Consider the following 26,087-nt stretch of genomic DNA (forward strand, 5'->3'; position numbering starts at 1 on the left):
TGTTATCGCGCCGCCCGACCAAGCGAAAGATTCCAGGACGCGAGAATCAATGACGATTTCGTGGGCGCGGCTGGAATAATTCAGAGAAGGCACTGTTGCCGCTGTGCGCCGGTTTCCCGGCGGATACCGGGGGGTCACTTGGTCTGCGGTTCGCTCTGCGGAACATCGGCCGCGATGCAGCGGATCGCCTTGGGCTGACAGGCAAAGCCGATGTTCGAGCAGGTCGGCGCTTCGCCCTTGGCGCCGCGCGTGCAGTTCACGCAGTCATCGGTCCAGCGTGAGCAGTTCGGCTGGTTGACGTGAACCGACAACTCCCTTGGTTTGACGGGCGGCGGGATTGCAATTTCCGCGGCCCGCGCGCCGGTGGCAGCGAGCAAGGCCGCTGCAATCGCTGCCGTGAAAAAGGGTCGCCGCATGACCGAAACCATCTCCGCCGGGAGGGTGGCTCCGGCGCATATCCATCATAAAAGAAAATGGCCGGGAAATCCCGGCCATTTCATGGAATTACTTTCTTGAGAAGGTGGCCCGCTTACTTCCAGTCGACCTTGGTGATCTCATAAGCCTTGGCGCCGCCGGGAGCGACGACTTCAACGGACGCGCCCTTCTTCTTGCCGATCAGCGCGCGCGCAAGCGGCGACGTGATCGAGATGCGGCCCTTCTTGGCATCGGCCTCGGGCTCGCCGACGATCTGCCAGACAGCCTTCTTCTCGGTGTCTTCGTCGATCAGCGTGACGGTCGCGCCGAACATGATGGTGTCGCCGGAAAGCTTCGAGACGTCGATGATGTCCGCGCGCGCGAGCTTGTCCTCGATCTCCGCGATACGGCCCTCGTTGTGCGACTGGGCTTCCTTCGCGGCGTGATACTCGGCGTTCTCCGACAGGTCGCCATGCGCGCGCGCTTCGGCGATCTGCTCGACGATGCGCGGACGGTCCACCGACTGGCGCTGCTTCAATTCAACTTCCAGGGCGGCGTAGCCCCCCTGGGTCATGGGTACCTTTTCAACCATATCGTCGTCCTTAGAATTCCGTGCGGCGAACACTGTCCGTACGAAACGTTTTGTTTGAACCCGTCGGCTTCTGGCTGCCGCGGGGAACGAAAGAGAACATCATCGCGGCCGGACGGTTCCCGCCGCAAGTCCCACTTTAATATGTCGGACGTGGTGGCCGACTTAACAATTCAGAGATCGGAGAAATAACCTTGCAGGGTACGAACCTCGAGGTCCCCGCCCAGATAGGCCCGGATGCCCTGTGCGGCTGCCAGCGCACCCGAAAGAGTGGTGTAATATGGCACTTTATGCAAGAGGGCAGCGCGCCGCAGCGAACGGCTGTCGGCGAGCGCCTGCGGGCCTTCGGTGGTATTGAAAACCAGTTGCACCTCGCCATTGGTGATGGCGTCCACGATATGCGGCCGGCCTTCCAGCACCTTGTTGATCTTTTCGGCGGGAACGCCGCTTTCGACGAGAAAGCGCTGGGTGCCTGACGTGGCGATTACCTTGAAGCCGACCGCAGCGAGTTGTTTCACGGCGTCGAGAATGCGCGCCTTGTCGTTTTCACGCACCGACACGAACACGGTTCCCTTGCGGGGAACGCGCGTGCCGCCGCCGAGCTGGCTCTTGGCGAACGCGACTGCGAACGAGCGATCGATGCCCATGATCTCGCCGGTCGATTTCATTTCCGGACCGAGCACGGTATCGACGCCGGGGAAACGTGCGAACGGGAACACCGATTCCTTGACACCGACATGGCCGAGCTTGCGCGGCTTCAGCTTGAAGTCCGCGAGCTTCTCACCCGCCATGATGCGTGCGGCGATCTTCGCGACCGGAATGCCGACCACCTTGGCGACGAACGGCACCGTGCGCGAGGCGCGCGGATTGACTTCCAGCACGTAGATGTCGCCGTCCTTGATGGCGTACTGCACGTTCATCAGGCCGACCACGTCGAGGCCGAGCGCGAGTTCGCGGGTCTGGCGCTCGAGTTCGGCGATCACCGAAGATTCGAGCGAATGCGGCGGCAGCGAACAGGCCGAGTCGCCGGAGTGAATGCCGGCCTCTTCGATGTGCTCCATGATGCCGACGACGAACGTATCTTTTCCGTCGCACAGGCAATCGACGTCGACCTCGGTCGCGTCGGACAGGTAGCGGTCGAACAGCAGCGGGTTCTTGCCGAGCACCGTGTTGATCTGGCCGGTCTTGTCGTTCGGATAGCGCGCCTTGACGTCGGCCGGCACCAGTCCCGGCAGCGTGTCGAGCAGGTAATCGCCGAGCTGCGACTCCTCGCGGATGATCTGCATGGCGCGGCCGCCGAGCACGTAGGACGGCCGAACGACAAGCGGCAGACCGAGGTCGGCGGCGACAAGACGGGCCTGCTCCACCGAATAGGCGATGCCGTTCTTCGGCTGCTTCAGGCGCAGCTTGTCCAGCACGCGCTTGAAGCGGTCGCGGTCTTCCGAAAGGTCGATGGCATCAGGCGACGTTCCGAGGATCGGCACATCGGCATCTTCCAGCGCGCGCGCGAGCTTCAGCGGCGTCTGGCCGCCGAACTGCACGATCACGCCGTGAAGCTTGCCGTTGGTACGCTCGGTATCGATGATCTCCAGCACGTCCTCGGCGGTGAGCGGCTCGAAGTACAGGCGATCCGCGGTGTCGTAGTCGGTCGACACCGTTTCGGGATTGCAGTTGACCATGATGGTCTCGTAGCCGGCGTCATGCAGCGCGAAGCACGCATGGCAGCAGCAGTAGTCGAACTCGATGCCCTGGCCGATGCGGTTGGGACCGCCGCCGAGGATGATGACCTTGTTCTTGTCGGACGGGGCGCTTTCGTCGGCCATCGCGCCTGCGAACGGCGCTTCGTAGGTCGAATACATATAGGCGGTGGGAGAGGCGAATTCGGCGGCGCAGGTGTCGATGCGTTTGAACACCGGGCGCACGTTGAGCGCGCGGCGCGCGGCTTTCACCTCGGCTTCGGTCTGGCCGGCAAGCACCGCGAGGCGTGCGTCGGAGAAACCCATCGCCTTCAAGGTGCGCATCCCGTGCGCGTTGCCCGGCAGGCCGTGCGCCTTGATCTTGGCTTCCATCTCCACGATGCCGCGCATCTCGGCGAGGAACCACGGATCGATCTTGCACGAGGTGAAGATTTCCTCGTCGGTCCAGCCGAGCCGCATGGCCTGCGCGACTTGCAACAGGCGGTCGGGCGTCGGCGTACCAAGAGCGGCGCGTACCGCGTTCTTGTCGTCGCTCTGGCCGAGGCCTTCGATCTCGATTTCATCCAGACCCGTGAGGCCGGTTTCCAGCCCGCGCAGCGCCTTCTGCAAAGATTCCTGGAAGGTGCGGCCGATCGCCATCACTTCGCCGACCGACTTCATCGAGGTGGTCAGCGTGGTGGATGCGCCGGGGAATTTCTCGAACGCGAAACGCGGGATCTTGGTGACCACGTAATCGATGGTCGGCTCGAACGACGCAGGCGTAGCACCGCCGGTGATGTCGTTGGCGATTTCATCCAGCGTGTAGCCGACGGCGAGCTTGGCTGCGACCTTGGCAATCGGAAAGCCGGTGGCTTTCGACGCCAGCGCCGAGGAGCGCGACACGCGCGGATTCATTTCGATGACGACCATGCGGCCGTCGGCCGGGTTGACGCCGAACTGCACGTTCGAGCCGCCGGTTTCCACGCCGATCTCGCGCAGCACCGCCAGCGAGGCGTCGCGCATGATCTGGTATTCCTTGTCGGTCAGCGTCAGGGCAGGGGCGACGGTAATGGAGTCGCCGGTATGCACGCCCATCGGATCGAGATTCTCGATCGAGCAGACGATGATGCAGTTGTCCGCCTTGTCGCGGACGACCTCCATCTCGAATTCCTTCCAGCCGAGCACCGACTCTTCGATCAGCACTTCGTTGGTCGGCGAGGCGTCGAGGCCGCGCTCGATGATGTCGAGAAATTCCTCGCGATTGTAGGCGATGCCGCCGCCGGTGCCGCCCATCGTGAAGGACGGACGGATGATCGCAGGCAGGCCGATCTCGGACAGCGCCATCAGCGCCTGGCCGAGCGCATGTTCCTGATAGCGCTTGCGCCGGTCGCCTTCATGGAGCAACCACTGGCGCTCGTGCTCGGCCAGCGCCTCGCCGGAGAGCTTTTCCTTCTCTGCGAGATATTTGTCGCGATACTGCTTCTTCAGGTCTGATGCGTTGGCGAGCCGCGATTTCGGCGTCTCGAGGCCAATCTTGGTCATGGCCTCGCGGAAGAGCTGACGGTCTTCCGCCTTGTCGATGGCGTCGGCGGTGGCGCCGATCATCTCGACATCGAATTTCTCCAGCGTACCCATACGGCGCAGCGACAGCGCGCAGTTCAGCGCGGTCTGGCCGCCCATGGTCGGCAGCAGCGCGAAGCCGCCGGGCAGGACGTGGCGTTCCTTTTCGATGATCTTGGCGACAATTTCCGGCGTGATCGGCTCGATATAGGTCGCATCCGCCAATTCCGGGTCCGTCATGATGGTGGCCGGATTGGAATTGACCAGAACGATGCGATAGCCCTCCTCGCGGAGGGTTTTCACGGCCTGGGTGCCGGAATAATCGAATTCACAGGCCTGACCGATCACGATGGGGCCAGCGCCGATGATGAGGATCGTCGAGATATCGGTTCTTTTAGGCATTAAGTCTCACGGGCAGGAAACTGGGCATAAAAAAAGGGCGCGCGTCCGCGCGTCCTTTGAACCCAGCGCTTGGGGTTAGCCATGCGCGCGGGCTGTCTTTAGACCAGATTCCTGAGCGGTGAAAGACCTTAAAAGCCGCGATCAACCGGCAATTTCATGCAGGTTATCGGCTGCAACCCGATGCCGGGGAGATTGAAGGGAGATTGGAGGTCCGGCCTGGATTTGAACCAGGATAAAAAGCCTTGCACAGCTCCCGCGTCGACTTCCGCCACCGGACCATGAACGAATCTACCGTGCGACGCTGCTGTCCACCATCGTGAACGGCTTTTAGAGTTAAAACTTGCTTGCGGATCTGCCTGAAAAAGGCGGTGTCAGGTTCGGGGTTTGGCTACGAAGGTCATGCGCGCGGGATTGTAGCCGACGTTGGTTTTGGCGCGCGTCGCGGAAAAACCTGCCGCCGTCAGCTTCGCGATCGCGTCGGCTTCGCTGTAGCGCTGCAACCCGATGCTCTGGCGCAACTGCCAGTAATCCGACAGCGCAGTGCGCGCCAGACCCCACAGTGCGTCGGTCAGGAAGCCGTTCTTGGCCGCGAGCCTGAGCAGCGCGATCACGTCGGTCACGGCGCCGACCTCGGGCCGCAGGATATCGCCGAGCACGAGCTGGCCGCCGGGCTTCAGCACGCGCCGCATCAGGCCGAGGGCGCGGTCCAGTTCGGCCGGTGTCATGTACTGGGCGACCGAAATCATCACGGCGAGATCGACCGAGGCGTTCGGCAATTGCGCAAGGTCATCGAGCGAGCGGACGGCGATTTTCGGGTTCGGGCCGAAGCGGGCGGTCAGGCGTCCGCGCACGCCGGGCGCAGGCTCGGCGAGAATGAGTTCGCGGCAGGACGCTGCGACCTGCGCTGCGGACAAGGCCTCGCCGCAGGAATAGTCGAGCACCACGGCGTCCGGCGATGGGACATATGCCAGAATGTCGTTCGCGATCACGCGAAAATGCACGTCGCGATGCAGCTTGTTGACGTAAATCGTGTGCGTTGAATCGTAGTAGTCGATCCAGTCGTCCATCGGCTTGTCCGGATTGGGCACGTCCCGAAAGTGAACTTAACTCCGGGGAGAAAATCGTGCCTTCAGGTCAGGGTTCCCGCATGGAACCGGCGGGGGGTAGGATGCGTTAGATGGTCTGGCGAACGAAGTCCACTCGCCGGTCCAGTTCTCTCGTCACCCTCGTAACAGGAAGGCTCGCCGTGAGTAAAACCAAGAATTCCGTAAAGGCTGATCTCGATACACCGACCGACCTCGACAGCGCCGATGTCACCAAGGTCTCGGCCGCGCTCAACACGCTTCTGGCGGATGCCTTTGCCCTCTACCTGAAGACCAAGAATTTCCACTGGCATATCAGTGGCCGCCATTTCCGCGACTACCACCTTCTGCTCGACGAGCAGTCCGACCAGATTTTCGCTACCACCGACCAGTTGGCTGAACGGGTCCGCAAGATCGGCGGCACGACCATCCGCTCCATCGGCCAGATCGCGAAGCTCCAGACCATCAAGGACAATGACGAGAAGTTCGTGCCGCCGCGCGAGATGCTTCGCGAATTGATGGAAGACAACAAGAAGGTCGCCGCGGCCATGCGCAAGGCGCACAAGGTTTGCGACGATGCCGACGACGTCGCGTCCGCCAGCATCCTCGAGAACTTCATCGACGAGACCGAGCGGCGGACCTGGTTCCTGTTCGAGGCGACCCGCCAGGAGGGCGGCAACGAGGCGTAAAGGCACGATCCCGACCCGAAGGGCCGCGTTAGCGCAAAGTGGAAACCGGTTTTCGGATCAGATCATACCCGGGTAAGAGTTACGCTTTCATCTCGACGATATGGCAAGTTGTTGTGCCGTGCGCCAGCAATTTGCCCGCGGAATCGAACAAACGTCCTTCCGACATGCCCGCCTGACGGCCGGTGTGGATGACGCGGCCTTCGCCGCGCACCAGCCCGGTTTTCGGCGACATCGGCCTCATGAAGTTGATCTTGTATTCGAGCGTCACCACGCCCTGACCCGGCTTCAGCGCGGAATGGATCGCGCCGCCCATGCAGGTGTCGAGCAGCACGGCGGCGTAGCCTCCATGCGTGATCCCCATCGGATTATTGTGTTCGGCCTTCGGCGTCGCGGTCAGCACGATATGGCCGGGCTCGACCTCGACGATCTCGATGCCGAACAGTTGCGCCATCGGCGGCGGCGACACCGTGCCGTTCTTGATGCCGTTGAAGAAATCAAAGCCTGAAATCGGCGGGGAGGTCATCGGATCGTGCTCGTGGCTATTAGATGATGATTATCATTTAAACCTAGAAGTTTCGTCCCGCGCGCGCAAGTGCGGTTGCCGTCCATGGCGGCGTGGAGTTTGTCATCTGTCCACGTCCGCCCAGCGATAGCGAGACCCATAATCGCCGTGTTGCTTTCGGCCCGCTGGCGTTAGAATAGTTTCCGACGATGGGTGAGTGAGTATGGGTCCCCGCTTTCGCGGGGACGACACAACGGGGCGCTGACTTGCACGCTTTTGAATGGTTCATCGGCCTGATGCTCGGCGCCATGCTGCTGTCGGCGCTGGCGCGACGGCTTGGCGTGCCCTATCCGACGTTTCTCGCGCTTGGCGGCATCGGCATTGCATTTCTGCCCAATTCGCCGAACTGGACGCTGGAGCCTGACCTGGCGCTGGCGCTGTTCGTGGCGCCGGTGCTGCTCGACGCCGCGTTCGACACCTCGATGCGCGACCTGCGCGACAACTGGCTTCCGGTCACGATGCTGGTGCTGGCGGCGGTCGGGGTCACCACGGCGACAGTCGCGTTCGTCGCGCACTGGCTGATGCCGGCAATGCCATGGGCCGCGGCGATTGCGCTCGGCGCCATCGTCGCGCCGCCGGATGCCGCCGCCGCCACCGCGATCCTGCGCAGCGTCAAGCTGCCGTATCGCACCCTGAAAATTCTCGAAGGCGAAAGTCTGCTCAACGACGCCAGCGCGCTGCTGATCTATCGCGTCGCAGTCGGCGCGGCGCTCGCCTCGTCGCTGAGCGCAAGCCACCTCGTGCCTTCGCTGGCTGTCGCGATCATCGGCAGCCTTGTCGCGGGATACATCCTCGCGCGGCTCTCGATGCTGGTCACTGCACGCATCAGGGACGTGCCGACAACCATCATCATGCAGTTCGCCGGCACCTTCACCGTGTGGATTGCCGCCGAGAAACTCGATCTCTCCGGCATTCTCACCATCGTTGTCTATGCGGTCACGCTCGCCCGCAACGTTCCAGCCTATACGCCCGCGCGGCTGCGCGTGCCGTCCTATGCCGTGTGGGAGACGATGGTCTTTCTGCTCAACGTCATGGCGTTCGTGCTGATCGGGATGCAGTTGCGGCCGATCTGGGAAAATCTCGATAGCACGGTCCGGCAGAACTACGTTCTCGTTGCGGCCAGCGTGCTGGCCGCCGTGATCCTGACCCGGATCGTCTGGGTGATGAGCTACTACACGGTGATGCGGGCCATCGTCGCGCGGTTCGGGCTCAAGCCCCATCGCGCCTCGCTCAGTCCGCCGAGCATGAAGGGTGGTGTGCTGGTTTCATGGTGCGGGATGCGCGGCATTGTCACGCTTGCCGCGGCCTTTGCCTTGCCGGAGGGATTTCCCTATCGCGATCTGATCCTGCTCACGGCATTCGGAGTGGTGCTGGGCACGCTTGTGATTCAGGGCCTGACGCTGCGCCCGCTGGTGGCATGGCTTGCGCTCGATGATGGCGATCCGGTGGGTCACGAGGTGGGATGGGCGCGCCGCGCCGCGTTCCATGCGGCGCTCGAGTCCTTCGACGGCAACACGTCCGCCGAGGCGGAACTGCTGCGGCTCGAATATCGGCAAATGCTCGAACAATCGGAGAGCAATCCGGACGGCCTGACGTCGAGCGAGCTTCCGGCGGATCCGCTGCGGCGTCAGGCGATCACGGCTGCACGGCGGGTGCTGTTCGAGATGCGCGACTCAGGCGAGATCGGCGACGACGCATTTCATCGGCTGGAAGAGGAATTCGACTGGGCCGAACTGAGCGCGGCCAAGTCGTAAATCACGCCCGCTTTTTCTCGCGCATCAGGTCCGCGAACCGCTTGAACAGATAGTGCGAGTCACGCGGGCCAGGTGATGCTTCCGGGTGATACTGCACCGAGAACACCGGCTTGTCGGCCAGCGCGATGCCGCAGTTCGAGTCGTCGAACAGCGAGATATGCGTCTGCGTGACATTCTTCGGCAGCGTGGTCTTGTCGACCGCGAATCCGTGGTTCATCGACGTGATCTCGACCTTGCCGGTGGTGAGGTCTTTCACCGGATGGTTGGCGCCGTGATGGCCCTGATGCATCTTCACGGTCTTGCCGCCGAGAGCGAGGCCGAGCATCTGGTGGCCGAGGCAGATCCCGAAGGTCGGCGTGCCGGATGCGATGACTTTCTGGATCACGGGCACGGCGTATTTGCCGGTTTCCGCCGGATCGCCGGGGCCGTTCGACAGGAACACGCCATCCGGCTTCATCGCCAGGATATCTTCGGCGGATGTTTTCGCGGTCACGACCGTGACCTTGCAGCCTTCGCCCGCGAGCAGGCGCAGGATGTTGCGCTTGATGCCGTAATCGATGGCGACAACATTGAACTCAGGCTTGTCGAGCTTGCCGAAACCTTTTTCCCATTCCCACGGCGTTTCGTCCCAGGTGAAGCGCTGCGCGCTGGTCACCATCGGCACGAGGTCCATGCCCTCGAGGCCGGGCCATTCGCGGGCTTCTTCCTTGAGGCCGTGCAGATCGAACTTGCCGTCCTTGGCGTGCGCCAGCACGGCGTTGGGCATTCCCTTGCTGCGGATCAGCGCGGTCAGCGCGCGTGTGTCGATACCCGAGATGCCGATGATGCCGCGCGCCTTCAGCCACGCATCGAGATGCTTGACGGAACGGTAGTTCGACGGGTCGGTGATCGCCGCGCGCAGGATCACGCCGCGTGCGCCCGGCGTCGCCGCCATGTTCACCGTCTCGATGTCTTCGTCGTTGGTGCCGACATTTCCGATGTGGGGAAATGTGAAGGTGATGAGCTGCCCGGCATAGGACGGATCGGTGAGGATTTCCTCATATCCGGTCATCGCCGTGTTGAAGCAGACTTCGCCGACTGCATGGCCTTCCGCGCCGAGGCCGGAGCCCTCAAGCACGGTGCCGTCGGCAAGCACGAGGAGCGCGGTCGACTTGAGGTCCGGCCAGGCTGAGGAATTGTCTGATGTCGTCATAAGCGCATCACATAACCCCTGCGCCGCGGCGCGTCAAAGGAAGAAAACCCCGATTCACATGCAGTTTCCGCATATTTGACAGACCGCATGAGCCCCCTAATCTGCGTGAAGCGGTCGTGCCAAGAGCCGTATCAGGCAGGAGACAGGATTCATGAGTTCAATCCACGGCGTGCCGGATACGCGCGCGCTCCATTCGGGCGGAACGATCGGTAATCTGATCGTCAATGCGGTGGCGCGGTTCGGCGATTTACCGGCCATGGCCGACGGCAAGGTGCGATGGAACTACCGTGAATTCGGTGACACGGTCGGCCGTTTCATCAGCCTGTTCCGCTCGCTCGGCCTGAAGAAGGGCAGCGCGCTGTCGATTCTGGCCAGCAACCGCGCCGAATCCTGGGCCGCGATCTGCGCCGCACTGGTGATGGGCGTGCGCTACACGCCGCTGCATCCGATGGCGGCGGAGGACGACCACGCCTTTATTATTGAAGATGCCGAGATCGATCTCCTGATCGTGGAAGGCGCGAAGTTCGGCCCGCGCGGCCTTGCGATCAAAAGCCGCGTGCCTTCGCTCAAAAATATCTATTCGCTGGGGCCGATGGACGGCGTGCGCGACGTGCTGCCGGATCTCGCCAAGGCCGAACCCGCCCCGCTGGTCGACGAAAGCTCGTCTCACGAGATCGCGTTTCTGGCCTATACCGGCGGCACCACCGGCCGCTCCAAGGGCGTGATGCTGTCGCACCGCTCATTGGTGACGATGACGCTGCTGCTGTATTCGGATTGGGACTGGCCGGAGCAGATCCGCTTTCTGGCCGCGACCCCGATCAGCCATGCCGCCGGTGTGACGCTGTTTCCGGTGATGATGCGCGGCGGGTTGATGCGGCTGGTGCAGGGCTTCGAGCCAGAAGTTTATGCCGGCGTCGTCGCTGCCGAAAAAATCAACGCGACCTTCCTCGTGCCGACGCTGATCTATGCGCTGATCGACAACGAGGACTTGCGCAAGCGTCACGACATGTCGTCGCTGGAGATGATCGTCTATGGCGCGGCGCCGATGTCGCCGGATCGCCTGATGGAAGGCATGAAAATCTTCGGCAAGGTGTTCGTGCAGCTGTACGGCCAGACCGAAGCGCCGCAGGTCATCACCTCCATGCGCAAGATCGATCACGACGAGACCAAGCCCGGACGGCTCGGCTCCTGCGGCCGCGCCAGCCCCTTTGTGGACGTGAAACTGTTCGACGCGGACATGAAGGAAGCACCCATCGGCGAGCCCGGCGAAATCTGTGTCCGCGGGCCGCTGGTGATGGACGGCTACTGGAAGCGCCCGGACGCCAACGCTGAAACGCTGAGAGGCGGCTGGCTGCACACCGGCGACGTCGCGGTGAAGGATGCCGAGGGCTATTACTATATCGTCGACCGCACCAAGGACATGATTATCTCCGGCGGCTTTAATATCTATCCGCGCGAGGTCGAGGACGCGCTGATGTCGCATCACGCGGTGGCGTCTGCCGCCGTGATCGGCATTCCCGACGACAAGTGGGGCGAGGCGGTGAAAGCCTTCGTGGTGCTCAAGACCGGCGCGAACAACGACGCGAAGGAATTGCAGGCGCACGTCAAGGACAAGCGCGGTGCGCCGTGGTCGCCGAAGACCATCGATTTCGTCGAGGTCATTCCCGTGACCGGACTTGGCAAGATCGACCGCAAGGCGCTGCGCGCGCCTTATTGGGAAGGCCGCAAGCGCGGCGTGGCGTAGGTCCAGGAGTGTCACATGCCGAATTCACTTCCCGTCGTGCTCGTCCCCGGTCTCGCCTGCTCGCCGCGCATTTACGCGCCGCAGGTTCCTGAGCTGTGGCGCGTGAGTTCGGTGGTGCACGCCAACCAGGCCCGTGGCGGCGACATGGCGGCGATCGCGCGGCGCATTCTCGCCGAAGCGCCGTTGCGCTTTGCGCTCGCGGGTCACTCGATGGGCGGTTACATCGTGCTCGAAATGTTTCGCCAGGCGCCCGAACGGATCGCGCGGCTGGCCTTGCTGAATACGTCGGCGCGGCCGGAAACGCCGGAGGCCGCCGAGCGCCGCCGCGGCTGGATCGCCGAGGTCAAGGCCGGCGGATACCGCGCGGTGATGGACCGGCTGTTCGAGAAGTTCGTGCATCCGGCGCTGGCGCGCGACGCGCATCTGCACAGGATCGTGCTCGATATGGCTGACGACGTCGGACCCGATGCATTCGTCTGGCAGCTCGAAGCGATCATGACGCGGGCAGATTCCCGGCCGACGCTGGCGCAGATCAAGTGTCCGACGCTGGTCCTGACCAGCGACACCGACAACATGGTGCCGAACGAGATGTCCACCGAGATCGCCAACGGCATCGCGGGCGCGAAGCTGGTCACGATCCCCGATTGCGGCCATCTCCCGCAGCTGGAGAAGCCGCAGGCGGTGACCGAAGCATTGCTCGACTGGCTGGAGATGTAGCCGTGTCGGTTGTGCGGGCGCGCAAAACCCCCTAAATCAACGGCAATCCGATTTGCCGCGAGGGAGACACCGATGCTGCGCGATGACATCAACAACGCCGTCAAGGATGCCATGAAGGCGAAGGACGAGCGCAAGCTTTCGACGCTGCGCATGGTCAACTCGACGCTGAAGAACTCGGACATCGAGGCGCGCGGGCAGGGCAAGCCCCCGCTGAGCGACGAGGACATTCTCGGCGTGCTGCAAAAGATGATTAAGCAGCGTCAGGAATCCGTCGAGCTTTACGACAAGGGCGGCCGTCCGGAACTCGCGGCGCAGGAGCGCGAGGAAATCGCGGTCATCGCCGCCTATCTGCCGAAGCAGATGTCGGACGACGAGGTGAAAGCCGCGATCGCCGCGGCCGTGTCTGAGACCGGCGCCGCCAGCATGAAGGACATGGGCAAGGTGATCGCCGCACTGAAGGCGAAGTACGCGGGCCAGATGGATTTCGGCAAGGCCAGCGGACTGGTGAAGGCTGCGCTGGCGGGGTAATGCGTCGCGATCGATCGGGAGACGTGCCCATGCTCACCGAAACCGACAGCTACGACGATCTCACTAAAAACTTCCGCTGGGACATCCCGGCGCAATTCAACATCGCGACGGCCGCATGCGACCGTCACGCCGATGGCTCCGACAGGCTGGCGCTGATCTATGCCGATGAAGACGGCGGCACGCAGCGGCTGTCGTTCGACGAGATGAGCGCGCTGTCGAAGCGGTTCGCCAATGTGCTGAGGGCGGATGGCATCGTGCGCGGCGACCGTGTCGCGGTGTTTCTGTCGCAATCGGTGGAATTGCCGATCGCGCATCTGGCCGCGTTCCGCTCCGGCTGCGTGTCGGTGCCGCTGTTCACGCTGTTCGGCGAGGACGCGCTGGAATTCCGGCTCTCCAACAGCGGCGCGAAGGCTGTCATTACGGACGCGGGCGGCTTTGAGAAGCTGTCGAAGATTCGCGAGCGGCTGCCGCATCTGCAAGACATCTACGTCACCGACGGCGCGATCCATGCGGGCGCGCGGTCGTTCTGGCAATCCATCGAGGATGCCTCCGAGGATTTCGAGACCGTCGATACCGGCGCGGACGATCCCGCGATCATCATTTACACCTCCGGCACCACCGGAAATCCCAAGGGCGCGCTTCACGCTCATCGCGTGCTGCTCGGGCATCTGCCGAATGTCGAGATGGCGCACGATTTTTTCCCGAAGCCGGGCGACCTGATGTGGACCCCGGCGGACTGGGCCTGGATCGGCGGGCTGTTCGATGCGCTGTTTCCGGCGTGGTATCACGGCGTGCCGATGCTGGGTCATCGCGCGAAGAAGTTCGAACCGCAGGCGGCGATGCAGCTGATGGCCGATCATGGCGTGCGCAACGTGTTCCTGCCGCCGACCGCGCTGAAGCTGATGCGTCAGGCCGGCGTCAAACATGACGGCGTGAAGCTCCGCAGCATCTTCTCCGGTGGCGAGTCGCTCGGCGCCGAACTGATCGAGTGGGTGAACGCCACATTCGGCGTTAACGTCCACGAGATCTACGGCCAGACTGAATGCAATCTGGTGCTCGGCAACAATTCAAGACTGTTTCCGATCAAGCCGGGATCGATGGGCAAGCCGACTCCAGGCTTCGATGTGCGCATCGTCGACGAGCGCGGCGAGGAGCAACCGCGCAACGCGCGCGGCATCGTCGGCGTGCGCGTGCCCAATCCGGTCACGATGATCGAGTACTGGAAGAACCCCGATGCGACCGCGAAGAAATACGCCGGCGGCTTTCTGCTGACCGGCGATCTCGGCGTGCAGGATGACGATGGTTATTTCTGGTACGTCAGCCGCGAGGACGACGTGATCACCAGTGCGGGCTATCGCATCGGTCCTGCGGAGATCGAACACACCTTGATGAAACATCCGGCGGTGGCGATGTCCGCCGTGGTCGGAATTCCCGATCCGATCCGCACCGAAGCGATCAAGGCCTGGATCGTGTTGCGGCCGGGCTTCACGGCAGGCGATGCGCTGGCGAAAGAGATTCAGGATTTCGTCAAGGTGCAACTCGCCGCCCACGAATATCCGCGCCACATCCAGTTCGCGGACAGCCTGCCGATGACCGCCACCGGCAAGGTGCTGCGCCGCGATTTGCGGGCGCTGGGCTAGCCCGGAATCCTGATCCCCATCTTCTTCAGCGCCGCCAGCATTCGCTGCGGCGGCTCCATCTTGATCGCCAGCGGCTTGCCGGTTTCCAGCACGCTCTTGAGGCTGGAGAGAATCGCGGGCCAACCCGCGCGGCCGCCGGAGAGAATGTCCTCGTCGATCGGCCGGTCGTTGGCCTCGGACATCGTCAGGCGCACGGCATCGCCCGCCTGTTCGATTTCGTAGGTCACCAGTGTCTCGCCGAGCGCCTCGATGAGACCGGGCCAGTTGACGTTGAAGGTGACGATCAGCTTGCGCGGCGGATCGTAGGCGATGACCTCGCCGCTGATGTGGACCGAGCCGTCCGGCGCACGCAGCACAAACGCGCCGCCGACGCGCTCCTCGACCTCCACGCCGAAGCCGGAGAAATACTGCCGGCTGTACTCGGCCGACGTCAGCGCTTCCCACACCTTCTCGGGCGTCGAGGCAATATAGATTGTGTAGACGAGCGAGGGTTTGAACTTGCTGATGTCCATCACGCGTTCTCCGCATCGCGCGCCAAATCGAAATCGAGCGGCTTTCCGGTTTCAAGGATGCTCTTGAGGCTGGACAGCACCAGAGGCCATCCGCCGGAAATGCTGGGTAGCGTCTTGCTGCCGTCCGCAAAGTCCTCGTGGGTCACGGTGAGCTTGACCGCGGTGCCGTCCGGCTCGATGACGAACGTCACCCGCGACGGCTTTTCCTTGATCATTTCCGCGTCGAACACCGAATGCCAGCTGTAGGATAGTCTGCGCGGCGGATCGGATTCGAGTATGACGCATTCGTTCACCACCTTGCCACTCCTGTGCATCTGCATCGGAGAGCCGATCTTCCAGTCCGACGTCAGGTGGCAACCGAACCAGTAGCTTTCGGTGAATTCCCGGTCGGTCAGGGCGTGCCAGAGTTTCTCCGGCGTGGTCTTGATGAAAGTCGTGTAGACGAATTCCGGCTTACGCATCACGCTTCTCCAGTTGACGTTTTAGGTCGCTGAGCGCGGCGAGCTTGCTGCGCTCGAATTTCCTGATCCATCGTTCGCCGATCTCGTGGATCGGAACGGGATTGAGGTAGTGCAGCTTCTCGCGGCCGTGCTTGAGCGACGTCACGAGATTGGCCGCTTCCAGAATGGCCAGATGTTTGGTCACGGCCTGCCGCGTCATGGCGAGGCCGTCGCAGAGTTCGAGCAACGTCTGGCCGTTGCGGGCATGAAGCCGATCCAGCAGCGACCGCCGTGACGCATCCGCCAGCGCCTTGAAGACTTCATCCATCGTTGAGATAATAGGCAACCAAATGGTTGCCTGTCAAGCGCCGCCTCAAATCGTCTGTCACGGGGATGAACCCCTTGCATTCGCGCCGCGTCTCACTCTTTGATGCCGCCGTGTGCATCGGGGACCATCATGTCGCTTGAAGTCTATCTCGCCTATGTCGCGGCCTGCATTGCGCTGGCAATCCTGCCGGGGCCGATCGTGACGCTGGTCATCGCCAACGGCCTTCGTCACGGCACGCGCGCGGCATTGACCAACATCGCCGGCGCGCAGCTCGGCCTTGTCATCATCATCGGAATCATCGCCGTCGGTCTGACAACACTGATGTCGACCATGGGCTACTGGTTCGAATGGGTGCGGTTTGCGGGCGCGGCCTATCTGGTCTGGCTCGGCGTCAAGCTGGTGCGGGCCCCGGCCATGCTGGACAACACCGATCAGCCGCCACCGCCGCCGCGTGGCGGATTCTTTCTTCAGGGCTTTCTGGTGCTGCTGAGCAATCCGAAAGTACTGGTGTTCTTCGGCGCGTTCATTCCGCAGTTCGTGGACATGAAGCAGGATCACCTGCCGCAGGTGGTGTTGCTCGGCGTCACCTTCACCGTCATTGCGGCGTTGACCGACGGCGCCTATGCGGTGCTCGCCGGACGCGCAGGCAAGATCCTTTCGGCGCAACGCGCGCGGCTGGTGTCGCGCATTTCCGGCGGCTTCATGATCGGCGGCGGTATCTGGCTCGCGCTCTCGCGTGCGAGGTAAACATGCTGCCGGATCTGCCGTGGTTCGTTTACGCGATGCTGCTGGCGCCCGTCGGCCTCATCGTGGTCGCGGCGATCTACAAATATCTCGAAGTCCGCGCCGCGAGCGACTGGCCGAGTGCGCCCGGCAAGGTTGTCGTCTCGAAATCCGAAGTGCGGAAGGTGAAGGTGATCGACAGCGATCGCGAGATCGGTCACCGCTTCGAGGAGCGCAATTTCGCGAATATCACTTACGAATATTCCGTGGCCGGGCAGACCTATCGCAACAACCGCGTCAGCATCGGTGAGGACCGCGGAAATTTCGAGGTCGCAGAAACAATCGCGCGCTATCCCGTCGGCAAGGCCGTGACGGTCTATTACAACCCGAGCAAGCGCGGCGAGGCGGTGCTTGAGCGCGACATGCCGCAAGGCATGTGGGGCTGCATCGGCTGGATGGTGGTGATCGCGGTCGGGCTGGTGTTCGGCTCGGCAATCGGTTTTCACAAGCTGACCGATTTTGTTTCGACCCAACTGCCCCGGCCCGAAATGTCGGGCATGACGGTGGCGCTTGGCGCGTTCGGCGCTGCGATCGCGCTGTTCGCGCTGGCGTTCCATCGCCGGGCCTCGCTTGCGAGAAAATGGCCTGTGGTGCAGGGGAGAATCAGGACGTCCGGTCTGGAAGAATTCCGTGCCGCGCCCGAGCAAGGCCGCACGCGCGGCACGACCCAGTTCCAGTCAAAGGTGTCGTATGCCTATCGCTACAACAACATCGACTATTCCAGCACGCAGGCGAACTACGGCGGGCAGGTGACCTCGTCATCGCGCTGGATGATGGAGCGCCTCGCGAAAAAATATCCCGACGGCAAAATCGTCGACGTCTACGTCAATCCGCAAAATCCGTCGGAGGCGGTGCTGGAGCCGCGCGCGAGCGGTGTGTGGATCATGTGGCTCTCCGCCATCGCGATCTGGGGCATCGCGTATTACGTGGCGATCAAGGGTTAGCGCGTCACTCCGCCGGCATCAGTTTTCGGGCGTGCAGCGTCTCTTCGATCTCGCGTAAAAGCCGCGCGAGCCGTTCCGCCCATTGGTGCTGGCCGCTCTGGTCCGCAATCAGGTCCTGCCGGATCTCGATGCCGGTGTTCATGAGGTTGCGCCGTTCGCCATGCACCGGGATGGTGTAGTCGGTCGCGTCGCTGACCGCATAAGGCTCGTTGTCGCCGACCACGAGGTCGCCTTCCTTGCGCAGCATGTCGCGCAGCAGATGCGGCAGCCGCGCGTCGCGGTTGTACAGCGTGCCGATGTGCCATGGCCGCGCGATGCCGGCGTAGACCGGCGTGAACGAATGCAGCGACACCAGAATCGTGGGCAGCCCCTGCGCCTTGCGGTGATCCAGCGCCTGCGCGATGCGCGCATGATAGGGTGCGAACACCGCCTGCCTGCGCGCGGTCACCTGCTCGTGGTTGAGTCCGCCATTGGCGGGAATCTCGGTTGCTTCACTGATCAGCGGGATCGAGCCCGGACTGTCGAACGGCCGGTTGCAGTCGATCACCAGCCGCGAATAGCGCTGCGCGATCAGATGGACGTCCATGTCCTTCGCGAGCAATGTCGCGACACCCGCGATGCCGATGTCCCAGGCGATGTGCCGTTCCAGTTCGTCGGCTGTCACGCCGAGCTCGCCGAGCGCGCGGGGAATCAGGCGTCCGTAATGATCGCAGGTGAAAAGGAACGGCGAACGGCTCGCGGCATTTTCCTCGAGCACCGGCGGAACTTCGTCGTCGCTAAGGAGTCGTAAGGTGTCGGGTTCGTCGGGCAGGGTTATTCCTCGTTTTTTGCCTAGTGCTGCGGCATTCAAGCCCAACAATGAGCCGGAATCAAAGCCGGATAGCGTGTACGATCTGAAGATATGAACATTTCCGACGCAAATGCCACGATGCCCCTGCTGACGATTCACCACAAGACCGAGTATCGCTACGACCGCCCGGTGTCGTTCGGCGAGCATCGGGTCATGCTGCGTCCGCGCGACGGCCACGATCTCCGGGTGCTGTCGGAGCGGCTCGACATCTCGCCGCAGCCGTCCTCGCTGCGCCGGATTCATGATGTCTTCGGAAACAGCGTCGCCATCGCCGACTTCGACACCGCATCGGACCGGCTGGTGTTCGACTCCACCGTGACCGTCGAGCATTACCCGCTGGACGAGGTCGTCCTCACACCGGACGATAACGCCTATTACTATCCGTTCGTCTACGATCATGAGGAACTGGCGGACCTCACGCCTTCGATGACGCCGCAATACAGCGATCCGGACGGTGCGCTGGCGGCATGGGGGCGGCAATTCCTGAGCGACGGCAACCGAACGCGGACGCTGGACCTGCTGATCGGCATGACCCATGGCGTGCGGCAGTCGTTCGGTTATCGCAAGCGCCATGAGCACGGCACGCAGCATCCGCTCGATACGCTCAGCATCGGCTCGGGTACCTGCCGCGATTTCGCGCTGTTCATGATCGAGGCGCTGCGGCGTCTCGGCATCGCCGCGCGTTTTGTCAGCGGTTACATTTTCATTCCCGGCGACGAGGCGCACGGCTATGTCGGCGGCGGGTCGACCCATGCCTGGGTGCGGGCCTATCTGCCGGGCGCGGGCTGGGTCGAGTTCGATCCGACCAACGGCATCGTCGGCAATCGCGATCTCATCCGCGTCGCGGTGGCGCGCGATCCGCAACAGGCGATTCCGCTTCACGGCACTTACATGGGGCCGGCCGATGCCCATCTCGGGATGGACGTGACGATCCATGTGCTTTCCGTGGGCGAAGATGTGAAGGAATAGTGTGGTGGTTCGCAAGTCCGCATCATTTCTACGGCTCGTTCTTTTGCGGACTTGCGAACCAAAGCCACACTAAAATTATAGTTTTCTGGTGTCCTTTAGAATTCGAAGTTCGCTATGGAGGATGCTGCAAAATGAGGCGAACTTCGAATTCAGGACACCACGCATGCTGATCCGGGTCGGGTTCGAGATTTCCTATTCCGCCGTGGCGGAAACGCCGATGGTCGTCATGATGCGGATACATCCGTCGCGCGCCCGCGACATTGTCGGCGAGGAGACCATCGTCACCGATCCGAACGTGCGCATCCGCTATTATCATGATAGCTTCGGCAACATTTGCGGACGGCTCACCGCGCCGCCGGGCGGCATCACGTTCAAGCTAGAGGCGCTGGTGCGCGACACCGGAATGCCCGACGCGATCGTGCCCGAAGCCCAGCAGATGCCGATCGAGCAACTGCCCGACGAAGTGCTGCTTTACCTGATGGCGAGCCGCTATTGTGAGACCGACCGGCTCACCGATTTCGCGTGGGCGCAGTTCGGCAACACGCCGCCCGGCTGGGAGCGTGTGCAGGCGATCAATGCATGGGTGCACAACCACGTGCGGTTCGACTACCAGCAGGCGCGGCCGACCAAATCCGCCTACGATGTGTTTCAGGAGCAGCAGGGCGTCTGCCGCGATTTCGCGCATCTGGCGCTGACGCTGTGCCGCTGCATGAACATTCCGGCGCGCTATGTCACCGGCTACATGGGAGACATTGGCATTCCCTACGATCCGGCGCCGATGGATCTGTCGGGCTGGTACGAGGTCTATCTGTCCGGCAAGTGGTACACGTTCGACGCGCGCCACAACAAGCCGCGCATCGGCCGCATCGTGATGGGTACCGGGCGCGATGCGGCCGATGTTGCGATCTCGACGACTTTCGGGCAGATGGTCCTGCAGAAATTTCTGATCATCAGCGACGAGATCGTCGAAACGAAAGCCGGCTGACCAGCGATGACCGAGCGTCTGTTCGTCTATGGCACCCTGATGCGCGGTTCGTCGCATCCGATGGCGCAGGAGCTTGCAGCGCGTGCGAGCTATCTGGGCGCGGCGCGTTACAACGGCCGGCTTTATCGCATCACGCACTATCCGGGCGTCGTTGCGTCCAGCGTGCCCGATGAATGGGTCGCCGGCGACGTCTACGAGTTGCCGGACACGGTTCTTTTGACGGCGCTGGACCGCTACGAGGGATGCGGCCCGAATGACGCCGAGCCCACCCAGTATCTGCGGCGTCTTCAAACTGTAATGCTGTCCGACGGGACCAGTATTGAGGCCTGGGTCTATGTCTACAACTGGCCCGTCGAAAAGCTGACGCGCATCGTGTCCGGCCGGTTCGATGCGGTGGAGCCGTAGCTCAGGCCACGGCCTGCGCCGGCGCCGTCAACGCCGCGGTGTCCTTCACCACGATGGCAAAACGATCCGCGAGTTCCGACAGCGCCACGCGATGGACCACGCTCGCCGGGATGGTGCCGCCGAGCGGATCCGGCAGATCGCGCGTCGCGGTGGCGTTGGCGACAATGGTGGTGCGGTATTTCAGATCGAGCGCGGCGCGGGCGGTGGCGCTGACGCACATGTGGGTCATGAAGCCCGCCAGGATCAGTTCGCTGCGGCCGGTGCTTTTCACCAGCGCATCGAGATCGGTGCCGGCGAATGAATTCGGCAGGTTCTTGCGCACCACGACTTCGCCGGCGGCGGGCGTCAGCAGCGAGACAATCGCGGCGGTGGGTCCGTCCTCCGCGAACAGCGGACGGCCCGACGGCGCGTGCTGGACGATATGGAACACCGGAACGCCGCGCTCCCGCGCCAGTTTCAGCAGCTTGGCGGCTTCGACGATGGCGGCGTCGACCCCGTCCAGCGGCAGGCTCCCTTTGGTGTATTCGAGCTGGGCGTCGATGATGACGAGAGCGGATTTATCGAGCGCGCTCGGATGCAGCGGCGCGCCGGCGATCTGGAGCAGCGTTTTCGGGGCAGGGGCCATTTTTCTTGCTTTCATTGAGTTATTTCGGCGGAGCTGGACAATAGTGCCTGTGATGAACGGGGACAATCCGGCTTCCGTTGGGGGATCGGTCCCGCGAGCCTATATTGGTGGTCGGTTGAAAAGGCTCCGATTCTCATGCGCTTCACGCCCCAATTCCTCGACGAACTGCGCGCCCGGCTTCCGGTTTCGGAAGTCGTGGGCAAGCGCGTGAAGTTGAAGCGGGCGGGCAAGGAATGGAAGGGGCTGTCGCCGTTCCATCAGGAGAAGACGCCGTCCTTCACGGTCAACGACCAGAAGGGTTTTTATCACGACTTCTCCAGCAACAAGCACGGCGACATCATCTCCTTCGTGATGGAAACCGAAGGCGTCGGCTTTCCCGAGGCCGTCGAGCGCCTCGCATCGATGGCGGGGATGCCGCTGCCCGCGGTGACGCCGGATGCCGCGCGCCACGAACAGCGCCGCAAGACGCTTTACGACGTGATGGACCTCGCCGCGAAATTCTTTGCCGACACATTGACCTCGCGCAACGGCGCGAAAGCGCGCGGCTATCTCGGCGACCGCGCCATCTCGCCCGCAACGCAGTTGCAGTTCCGCCTCGGTTACGCACCCGCTGAACGTTTTGCGCTGAAGGAGCATTTGGGCGGCCTCGGCATTCCGGTGGACGACATGATCGAGGCCGGATTGCTGGTCGCGGGCGACGAGATTCCCGTGCCGTATGATCGTTTCCGGGATCGCGTGATGTTCCCCATCACCGACGCGCGCAACCGCGTCATCGCCTTCGGCGGACGTGCGCTCGAAAAGGACGTGCCCGCGAAGTACATGAACTCGCCGGAAACGCCGCTGTTTCACAAGGGCGACAATCTCTACAACATCGCGACCGCGCGGCAGGCGACCCATGACGGCGCGCCGCTGATTGTCGCGGAAGGCTATGTCGATGTGATCGCGCTGGTCACCACAGGTTTTGCCGGAGCCGTCGCGCCGCTCGGCACGGCGCTCACCGAAAATCAACTGGCGTTGCTGTGGAAGATGGCCGACGAGCCGATCCTCTGTTTCGACGGCGATGGCGCGGGCAAGCGCGCGGCGTTCCGCGCCGCCGATCTGGCGCTGCCGCATTTGAAGCCCGGAAAGAGTCTGCGCTTCGCCTTGCTGCCGGAAGGGCAGGACCCGGACGATCTCGCGCGCTCCGGCGGGCGCGGCGCGATCGAGGAAGTCATCGCGGTCGCAAAGCCGCTCGCCGAGGTGATGTGGTCGCGCGAGATTGAAGGCGGCAGTTTCGCCACGCCGGAACGCCGCGCGGCGCTGGAAGCCCGCATCAACGACCTCACCAACGGCATCCGCGATGAGGTCGTGCGGCGCTATTACCGGCAGGATTTTTCGGAGCGGCTGCGCAATGCGTTCGCGCCCCAGGGAAATTATCAGGGAAACTATCGAGGCAACGCCGGCGGTTTTCGTGGCCCCAATCAGGGCGGCTTCGGCAGCGAATCAGGGCGGCGTTTTCAGCCGCGCGCGCCGTTTGTGCCCGGCGGGGCCGGGCGGAACGACGCCCGGGGCGGGCTATCCACAGGTCCGCGCACCATCAACCGGTCGCCCTATCAGGTCGCGAGCCCCCAGTTCGCGGGGTCTTCCATCATGCGCGGCCAGCGCAGCGCGCTCTCGCGGCGCGAGGCCCTGATCCTGCTGTCGCTGATCAATCATCCCTGGCTTTTGCACGATCATCTCGAGGATGCGGCCGCGCTCGAACTGGCGCATCCCGAGGCGCACAAGCTGCGCGCCGCCATTATCGGGGCCTTTTCGAATTATTCGCACACCGACGATCCCGCGGCGGAAAGCGCGCGGCTGCGGGCCAGTCTCGATAAATCCGGATATTCCGAGCAAATTCAACGTGTTGAGCGTTCGCTCACAACCAAGGATGTCTGGGCCGCGCAGGCGGGGGCCGCGCAGGAGGATGTTCTTTCCACCTGGCACCAGCTTGTTGCCTTGCATCGCCAATGGCACTCCTTACTTAGAGAACTCAAGGACGCCGAACTGGCGCTAGGGCAAGACAGCAGCGATCAGAACCTGAATTGGCTGCGCGATGTGAAAGCCCGGCTGGCCGAAGTGGACGGACTTGAGGCGCTGATCGAGGGTTTCGGTGAATCCTCGGGCCGGTTCCAGCGCACAAGCTGACGAAATCGCTGCGGGAGGCCTTTAAACCCGGCGCCAAGGCCTTAAAAAGACTCGCCAAACCGGGTTTTTACCCGCAAAAACAGGGTTAATCGAAGCTTAACGGCCTTCGGCCATACCTACACATTCGGCCCGGGTGGTGCCTTCAAAAGCGCCGCCCTTTCCGCATAAAAGCGGACCAACATTTTTCACGCGGGCTGCGACGCCCACGTCGTGAGCGCGTTTCAGGAGCAGTGAATGGCCATCAAGGCAAAGACGGTAGCGGTCAAGGATAAAGAAAAAGATCAGAAGGCCGCCGAGACTCCTGAGAAGGATGGGGCGGATGCTCCGTCGCCGTTGCTCGACCTGTCCGACGCCGCCGTCAAGAAGATGATCAAGCAGGCCAAGAAGCGCGGCTTCGTGACCTTCGATCAGCTCAACGAAGTGCTTCCGTCCGACACCACCTCGCCCGAACAGATCGAAGACATCATGGCGATGCTCTCCGACATGGGCATCAACGTGTCGGAATCCGACGACGCCGCGGACGAGGACGAGGAGAAGCAGGAAGAGGAAGCCGACGAGACCGACAACGAACTCGTCGAGGTCACTTCCAAGGCCGTCACCGAAACCAAGAAGTCCGAGCCCGGCGAGCGCACCGACGATCCGGTCCGCATGTATCTGCGCGAAATGGGCACCGTCGAGCTGTTGTCGCGCGAAGGCGAAATCGCCATCGCCAAACGCATCGAGGCTGGCCGCGAGGCGATGATCGCGGGTCTCTGCGAAAGCCCGCTGACCTTCCAGGCCATCATCATCTGGCGCGACGAACTCAACGAAGGAAAGATCTTCCTTCGCGACATCATCGATCTTGAAGCGACCTACGCCGGTCCCGACGCCAAGAACAACATGAATCCTGCGATGATCGCAGGCCCCGTCGGTCCGGACGGTCAGCAGACCAATGCCATCATCAACGCCGACGGCACCGTGCAGGTGATGCCCGCGCAGGCCGCCGCGGCGCCCGCAGCGCCTCCGTCGGCGACGCCGTTCCGCCCCGCGCCCGCCGCAGGCGACGCCGGTGCAAGCCCCGCCGCGGACGACGACGAGGACGACGAGTTCGAGAACCAGATGTCGCTCGCGGCCATCGAGGCCGAGCTGAAGCCGAAGGTCGTCGAGACCTTCGACAAGATCGCAAGCGAGTACAAGAAGCTGCGCCGTCTTCAGGAGCAGGACATCCAGAACCAGCTTCAGAACGAAACGCTCTCGCCCGCGCAGGAGCGCAAGTACAAGAAGCTGAAGGACGAAATCGTCGTCGAGGTGAAGTCGCTGCGGCTCAACCAGGCGCGTATCGATTCGCTGGTCGAGCAGTTGTACGACATCAACAAGAAGCTGGTGTCGTTTGAGGGCCGTCTCTTCCGTCTGGGTGACAGCCACGGCGTGGGCCGCGACGACTTCCTGAAAAATTATGTCGGCTCGGAGCTTGATCCGCGCTGGCTCAACCGCGTCTCGAAACTGGCCGCCAAGGGCTGGAAGAATTTCGTCGCGGTGGAGAAGGATCGCATCAAGGAACTGCGTCACGAGATCCAGCAGCTGGCCGGATTGACCGGGCTCGAGATCGGCGAATTCCGCAAGATCGTGCACGGCGTGCAGAAGGGCGAGCGCGAAGCGCGTCAGGCCAAGAAGGAAATGGTCGAGGCGAACCTCCGTCTCGTGATTTCCATCGCCAAGAAATATACCAACCGCGGCTTGCAGTTCCTCGATCTCATTCAGGAAGGCAACATCGGCCTCATGAAGGCGGTCGACAAGTTCGAATACCGCCGCGGCTACAAGTTCTCGACCTATGCGACGTGGTGGATTCGTCAGGCCATCACGCGCTCGATCGCCGATCAGGCGCGAACCATCCGTATTCCGGTGCACATGATCGAGACGATCAACAAGATCGTGCGCACCTCGCGTCAGATGCTGAACGAAATCGGCCGCGAGCCGACCCCGGAAGAACTGGCCGAGAAGCTCGGCATGCCGCTGGAGAAGGTGCGCAAGGTTCTCAAGATCGCCAAGGAGCCGCTCTCGCTCGAAACCCCGGTGGGCGACGAGGAGGATTCGCATCTCGGCGATTTCATCGAGGACAAGAACGCGATCCTGCCGATCGATGCGGCGATCCAGAGCAACCTGCGCGAGACCACGACCCGCGTGCTGGCGTCGCTGACGCCGCGCGAGGAGCGCGTGCTGCGCATGCGCTTCGGCATCGGCATGAACACCGACCACACGCTGGAAGAAGTCGGCCAGCAGTTCTCGGTGACCCGCGAACGCATCCGTCAGATCGAGGCGAAGGCGCTGCGCAAGCTGAAGCATCCGTCGAGGTCAAGGAAGTTGCGGAGTTTCTTGGATAACTGAGTGCGTCATCCTGAGGTGCGAGGGCGAAGCCCGAGCCTCGAAGGATGACCAGCAACTCTCGCGATGTCGTCCCCGCGGAAGCGGGGACCCAGAAACAAAACGGCGGGCCGAAAGGTCCGCCGTTTTTGTATGCAGAGAGTTGCGCATCAATAATGTTCATGATATGT

Annotated in this window: 24 protein-coding genes and 1 tRNA gene; 13 read left to right on the forward strand and 12 right to left on the reverse strand. The window is 62.7% G+C overall.

Annotated features, from left to right (window positions below):
* Positions 1-134 precede the first annotated feature (134 nt).
* From AC1RKJ_RS16300 to AC1RKJ_RS16320, 5 genes are all read right to left on the reverse strand, one after another.
* Positions 135-416 carry a hypothetical protein gene (locus AC1RKJ_RS16300; RefSeq protein ID WP_492791963.1) on the reverse strand — a complete coding sequence of 94 codons (282 nt, stop codon included), beginning with the start codon at positions 414-416 and terminating at the stop codon, positions 135-137.
* 113 nt (positions 417-529) lie between these two features.
* Complete coding sequence (greA, locus tag AC1RKJ_RS16305; protein ID WP_492791964.1) at positions 530-1,006, reverse strand: transcription elongation factor GreA; 477 nt, start codon at positions 1,004-1,006, stop codon at positions 530-532.
* Between the two features lie 170 nt (positions 1,007-1,176).
* Positions 1,177-4,641: a carbamoyl-phosphate synthase large subunit gene (gene carB / locus AC1RKJ_RS16310; RefSeq protein WP_492791965.1), complete on the reverse strand. Its 3,465-nt coding sequence runs from the start codon at positions 4,639-4,641 to the stop codon at positions 1,177-1,179.
* A gap of 204 nt (positions 4,642-4,845) precedes the next feature.
* A tRNA-Ala gene (locus AC1RKJ_RS16315) sits at positions 4,846-4,919 on the reverse strand.
* A 93-nt stretch (positions 4,920-5,012) separates the two neighbouring features.
* Positions 5,013-5,708, reverse strand: a complete 696-nt coding sequence (locus AC1RKJ_RS16320) for a class I SAM-dependent methyltransferase (protein ID WP_492791966.1) — start codon at positions 5,706-5,708, stop codon at positions 5,013-5,015.
* Between the two features lie 179 nt (positions 5,709-5,887).
* Here AC1RKJ_RS16320 and AC1RKJ_RS16325 point away from each other — a divergent pair, with 179 nt between their 5' ends.
* Complete coding sequence (locus AC1RKJ_RS16325) at positions 5,888-6,412, forward strand: Dps family protein (protein WP_492791967.1); 525 nt, start codon at positions 5,888-5,890, stop codon at positions 6,410-6,412.
* A 79-nt stretch (positions 6,413-6,491) separates the two neighbouring features.
* On the opposite strand, the gene AC1RKJ_RS16330 is transcribed toward AC1RKJ_RS16325, so the two are convergent.
* Complete coding sequence (locus AC1RKJ_RS16330; protein WP_492791968.1) at positions 6,492-6,935, reverse strand: PaaI family thioesterase; 444 nt, start codon at positions 6,933-6,935, stop codon at positions 6,492-6,494.
* Between the two features lie 245 nt (positions 6,936-7,180).
* On the opposite strand from AC1RKJ_RS16330, the gene AC1RKJ_RS16335 reads away from it, so the two are divergent.
* Positions 7,181-8,728 (forward strand): cation:proton antiporter, encoded by a 1,548-nt coding sequence (locus AC1RKJ_RS16335; protein WP_492791969.1) that lies wholly within the window; start codon positions 7,181-7,183, stop codon positions 8,726-8,728.
* A gap of 1 nt (position 8,729) precedes the next feature.
* Here the strand turns inward: AC1RKJ_RS16335 and carA are convergent, their stop codons facing one another.
* Positions 8,730-9,920, reverse strand: coding sequence for a glutamine-hydrolyzing carbamoyl-phosphate synthase small subunit (gene carA, locus AC1RKJ_RS16340; RefSeq protein WP_492791970.1), 1,191 nt, complete (start codon positions 9,918-9,920; stop codon positions 8,730-8,732).
* 151 nt (positions 9,921-10,071) lie between these two features.
* On the opposite strand from carA, the gene AC1RKJ_RS16345 reads away from it, so the two are divergent.
* From AC1RKJ_RS16345 to AC1RKJ_RS16360, 4 genes are all read left to right on the forward strand, one after another.
* A complete protein-coding gene (locus tag AC1RKJ_RS16345) occupies positions 10,072-11,664 on the forward strand; it encodes an AMP-binding protein (protein WP_492791971.1) in 1,593 nt (530 codons plus the stop codon).
* A 15-nt stretch (positions 11,665-11,679) separates the two neighbouring features.
* A complete protein-coding gene (locus AC1RKJ_RS16350; RefSeq protein WP_492791972.1) occupies positions 11,680-12,381 on the forward strand; it encodes an alpha/beta fold hydrolase in 702 nt (233 codons plus the stop codon).
* 72 nt (positions 12,382-12,453) lie between these two features.
* Positions 12,454-12,909 (forward strand): GatB/YqeY domain-containing protein, encoded by a 456-nt coding sequence (locus AC1RKJ_RS16355; protein WP_492791973.1) that lies wholly within the window; start codon positions 12,454-12,456, stop codon positions 12,907-12,909.
* 29 nt (positions 12,910-12,938) lie between these two features.
* Positions 12,939-14,549, forward strand: a complete 1,611-nt coding sequence (locus AC1RKJ_RS16360; RefSeq protein WP_492791974.1) for an acyl-CoA synthetase — start codon at positions 12,939-12,941, stop codon at positions 14,547-14,549.
* Here the strand turns inward: AC1RKJ_RS16360 and AC1RKJ_RS16365 are convergent.
* Genes AC1RKJ_RS16365 through AC1RKJ_RS16375 form a run of 3 tightly spaced genes read right to left on the reverse strand, consistent with a single transcriptional unit; the run spans position 14,546 to position 15,829 of the window.
* Positions 14,546-15,061, reverse strand: coding sequence for an SRPBCC family protein (locus tag AC1RKJ_RS16365; RefSeq protein WP_492791975.1), 516 nt, complete (start codon positions 15,059-15,061; stop codon positions 14,546-14,548). The two genes, AC1RKJ_RS16360 and AC1RKJ_RS16365, sit on opposite strands and share 4 nt — an antisense overlap.
* Complete coding sequence (locus tag AC1RKJ_RS16370) at positions 15,061-15,522, reverse strand: SRPBCC family protein (protein ID WP_492791976.1); 462 nt, start codon at positions 15,520-15,522, stop codon at positions 15,061-15,063. The genes AC1RKJ_RS16365 and AC1RKJ_RS16370 overlap by 1 nt, the downstream gene beginning before the upstream one ends.
* A complete protein-coding gene (locus AC1RKJ_RS16375) occupies positions 15,515-15,829 on the reverse strand; it encodes an ArsR/SmtB family transcription factor (RefSeq protein ID WP_492792770.1) in 315 nt (104 codons plus the stop codon). The genes AC1RKJ_RS16370 and AC1RKJ_RS16375 overlap by 8 nt, the downstream gene beginning before the upstream one ends.
* Before the next feature lie 129 nt (positions 15,830-15,958).
* On the opposite strand from AC1RKJ_RS16375, the gene AC1RKJ_RS16380 reads away from it, so the two are divergent.
* Both AC1RKJ_RS16380 and AC1RKJ_RS16385 read left to right on the forward strand, forming a co-directional pair.
* A complete protein-coding gene (locus AC1RKJ_RS16380) occupies positions 15,959-16,576 on the forward strand; it encodes a LysE family translocator (RefSeq protein WP_492791977.1) in 618 nt (205 codons plus the stop codon).
* 2 nt (positions 16,577-16,578) lie between these two features.
* Positions 16,579-17,556 (forward strand): DUF3592 domain-containing protein, encoded by a 978-nt coding sequence (locus AC1RKJ_RS16385; protein ID WP_492791978.1) that lies wholly within the window; start codon positions 16,579-16,581, stop codon positions 17,554-17,556.
* 4 nt (positions 17,557-17,560) lie between these two features.
* On the opposite strand, the gene AC1RKJ_RS16390 is transcribed toward AC1RKJ_RS16385, so the two are convergent.
* Positions 17,561-18,373: an N-formylglutamate amidohydrolase gene (locus AC1RKJ_RS16390; protein ID WP_492792771.1), complete on the reverse strand. Its 813-nt coding sequence runs from the start codon at positions 18,371-18,373 to the stop codon at positions 17,561-17,563.
* 111 nt (positions 18,374-18,484) lie between these two features.
* Between AC1RKJ_RS16390 and AC1RKJ_RS16395 the strand changes: the two genes are divergently transcribed.
* The 3 genes from AC1RKJ_RS16395 (at position 18,485) to AC1RKJ_RS16405 (ending at position 20,765) form a co-directional block, all read left to right on the forward strand.
* Positions 18,485-19,375 carry a transglutaminase family protein gene (locus tag AC1RKJ_RS16395; protein ID WP_492792772.1) on the forward strand — a complete coding sequence of 297 codons (891 nt, stop codon included), beginning with the start codon at positions 18,485-18,487 and terminating at the stop codon, positions 19,373-19,375.
* A 163-nt stretch (positions 19,376-19,538) separates the two neighbouring features.
* Positions 19,539-20,360: a transglutaminase-like domain-containing protein gene (locus tag AC1RKJ_RS16400; protein ID WP_492791979.1), complete on the forward strand. Its 822-nt coding sequence runs from the start codon at positions 19,539-19,541 to the stop codon at positions 20,358-20,360.
* A 6-nt stretch (positions 20,361-20,366) separates the two neighbouring features.
* Positions 20,367-20,765, forward strand: coding sequence for a gamma-glutamylcyclotransferase family protein (locus AC1RKJ_RS16405; RefSeq protein WP_492791980.1), 399 nt, complete (start codon positions 20,367-20,369; stop codon positions 20,763-20,765).
* A gap of 1 nt (position 20,766) precedes the next feature.
* Here the strand turns inward: AC1RKJ_RS16405 and AC1RKJ_RS16410 are convergent, their stop codons facing one another.
* On the reverse strand, positions 20,767-21,390 hold the full coding sequence (locus tag AC1RKJ_RS16410; RefSeq protein WP_492792773.1) for a cysteine hydrolase family protein: 624 nt from the start codon (positions 21,388-21,390) through the stop codon (positions 20,767-20,769).
* 135 nt (positions 21,391-21,525) lie between these two features.
* Here AC1RKJ_RS16410 and dnaG point away from each other — a divergent pair, with 135 nt between their 5' ends.
* Together dnaG and rpoD are read left to right on the forward strand one after the other, a co-directional pair.
* On the forward strand, positions 21,526-23,556 hold the full coding sequence (dnaG, locus tag AC1RKJ_RS16415; RefSeq protein ID WP_492791981.1) for a DNA primase: 2,031 nt from the start codon (positions 21,526-21,528) through the stop codon (positions 23,554-23,556).
* A gap of 234 nt (positions 23,557-23,790) precedes the next feature.
* Positions 23,791-25,920, forward strand: coding sequence for an RNA polymerase sigma factor RpoD (gene rpoD, locus AC1RKJ_RS16420; RefSeq protein ID WP_492791982.1), 2,130 nt, complete (start codon positions 23,791-23,793; stop codon positions 25,918-25,920).
* The last annotated feature ends 167 nt before the right edge of the window (positions 25,921-26,087 follow it).

It is taken from the genome of Afipia sp. GW822-FHT04G07, from assembly GCF_058800765.1.

Bases quoted from the DNA above. Each gene is read 5' to 3' on its own strand.
- AC1RKJ_RS16330 (WP_492791968.1), bottom strand. From the start codon at position 6,935: ATGACCTCCCCGCCGATTTCAGGCTTTGATTTCTTCAACGGCATCAAG.
- AC1RKJ_RS16300 (WP_492791963.1), bottom strand. From the start codon at position 416: ATGCGGCGACCCTTTTTCACGGCAGCGATTGCAGCGGCCTTGCTCGCT.
- AC1RKJ_RS16345 (WP_492791971.1), top strand. From the start codon at position 10,072: ATGAGTTCAATCCACGGCGTGCCGGATACGCGCGCGCTCCATTCGGGC.
- AC1RKJ_RS16405 (WP_492791980.1), top strand. From the start codon at position 20,367: ATGACCGAGCGTCTGTTCGTCTATGGCACCCTGATGCGCGGTTCGTCG.
- AC1RKJ_RS16370 (WP_492791976.1), bottom strand. From the start codon at position 15,522: ATGCGTAAGCCGGAATTCGTCTACACGACTTTCATCAAGACCACGCCG.
- AC1RKJ_RS16350 (WP_492791972.1), top strand. From the start codon at position 11,680: ATGCCGAATTCACTTCCCGTCGTGCTCGTCCCCGGTCTCGCCTGCTCG.
- AC1RKJ_RS16410 (WP_492792773.1), bottom strand. From the start codon at position 21,390: ATGGCCCCTGCCCCGAAAACGCTGCTCCAGATCGCCGGCGCGCCGCTG.
- dnaG (WP_492791981.1), top strand. From the start codon at position 21,526: ATGCGCTTCACGCCCCAATTCCTCGACGAACTGCGCGCCCGGCTTCCG.
- carA (WP_492791970.1), bottom strand. From the start codon at position 9,920: ATGACGACATCAGACAATTCCTCAGCCTGGCCGGACCTCAAGTCGACC.
- AC1RKJ_RS16380 (WP_492791977.1), top strand. From the start codon at position 15,959: ATGTCGCTTGAAGTCTATCTCGCCTATGTCGCGGCCTGCATTGCGCTG.
- AC1RKJ_RS16375 (WP_492792770.1), bottom strand. From the start codon at position 15,829: ATGGATGAAGTCTTCAAGGCGCTGGCGGATGCGTCACGGCGGTCGCTG.
- AC1RKJ_RS16365 (WP_492791975.1), bottom strand. From the start codon at position 15,061: ATGGACATCAGCAAGTTCAAACCCTCGCTCGTCTACACAATCTATATT.
- AC1RKJ_RS16360 (WP_492791974.1), top strand. From the start codon at position 12,939: ATGCTCACCGAAACCGACAGCTACGACGATCTCACTAAAAACTTCCGC.
- rpoD (WP_492791982.1), top strand. From the start codon at position 23,791: ATGGCCATCAAGGCAAAGACGGTAGCGGTCAAGGATAAAGAAAAAGAT.
- AC1RKJ_RS16320 (WP_492791966.1), bottom strand. From the start codon at position 5,708: ATGGACGACTGGATCGACTACTACGATTCAACGCACACGATTTACGTC.
- greA (WP_492791964.1), bottom strand. From the start codon at position 1,006: ATGGTTGAAAAGGTACCCATGACCCAGGGGGGCTACGCCGCCCTGGAA.
- AC1RKJ_RS16385 (WP_492791978.1), top strand. From the start codon at position 16,579: ATGCTGCCGGATCTGCCGTGGTTCGTTTACGCGATGCTGCTGGCGCCC.
- AC1RKJ_RS16355 (WP_492791973.1), top strand. From the start codon at position 12,454: ATGCTGCGCGATGACATCAACAACGCCGTCAAGGATGCCATGAAGGCG.
- AC1RKJ_RS16400 (WP_492791979.1), top strand. From the start codon at position 19,539: ATGCTGATCCGGGTCGGGTTCGAGATTTCCTATTCCGCCGTGGCGGAA.
- AC1RKJ_RS16395 (WP_492792772.1), top strand. From the start codon at position 18,485: ATGCCCCTGCTGACGATTCACCACAAGACCGAGTATCGCTACGACCGC.
- carB (WP_492791965.1), bottom strand. From the start codon at position 4,641: ATGCCTAAAAGAACCGATATCTCGACGATCCTCATCATCGGCGCTGGC.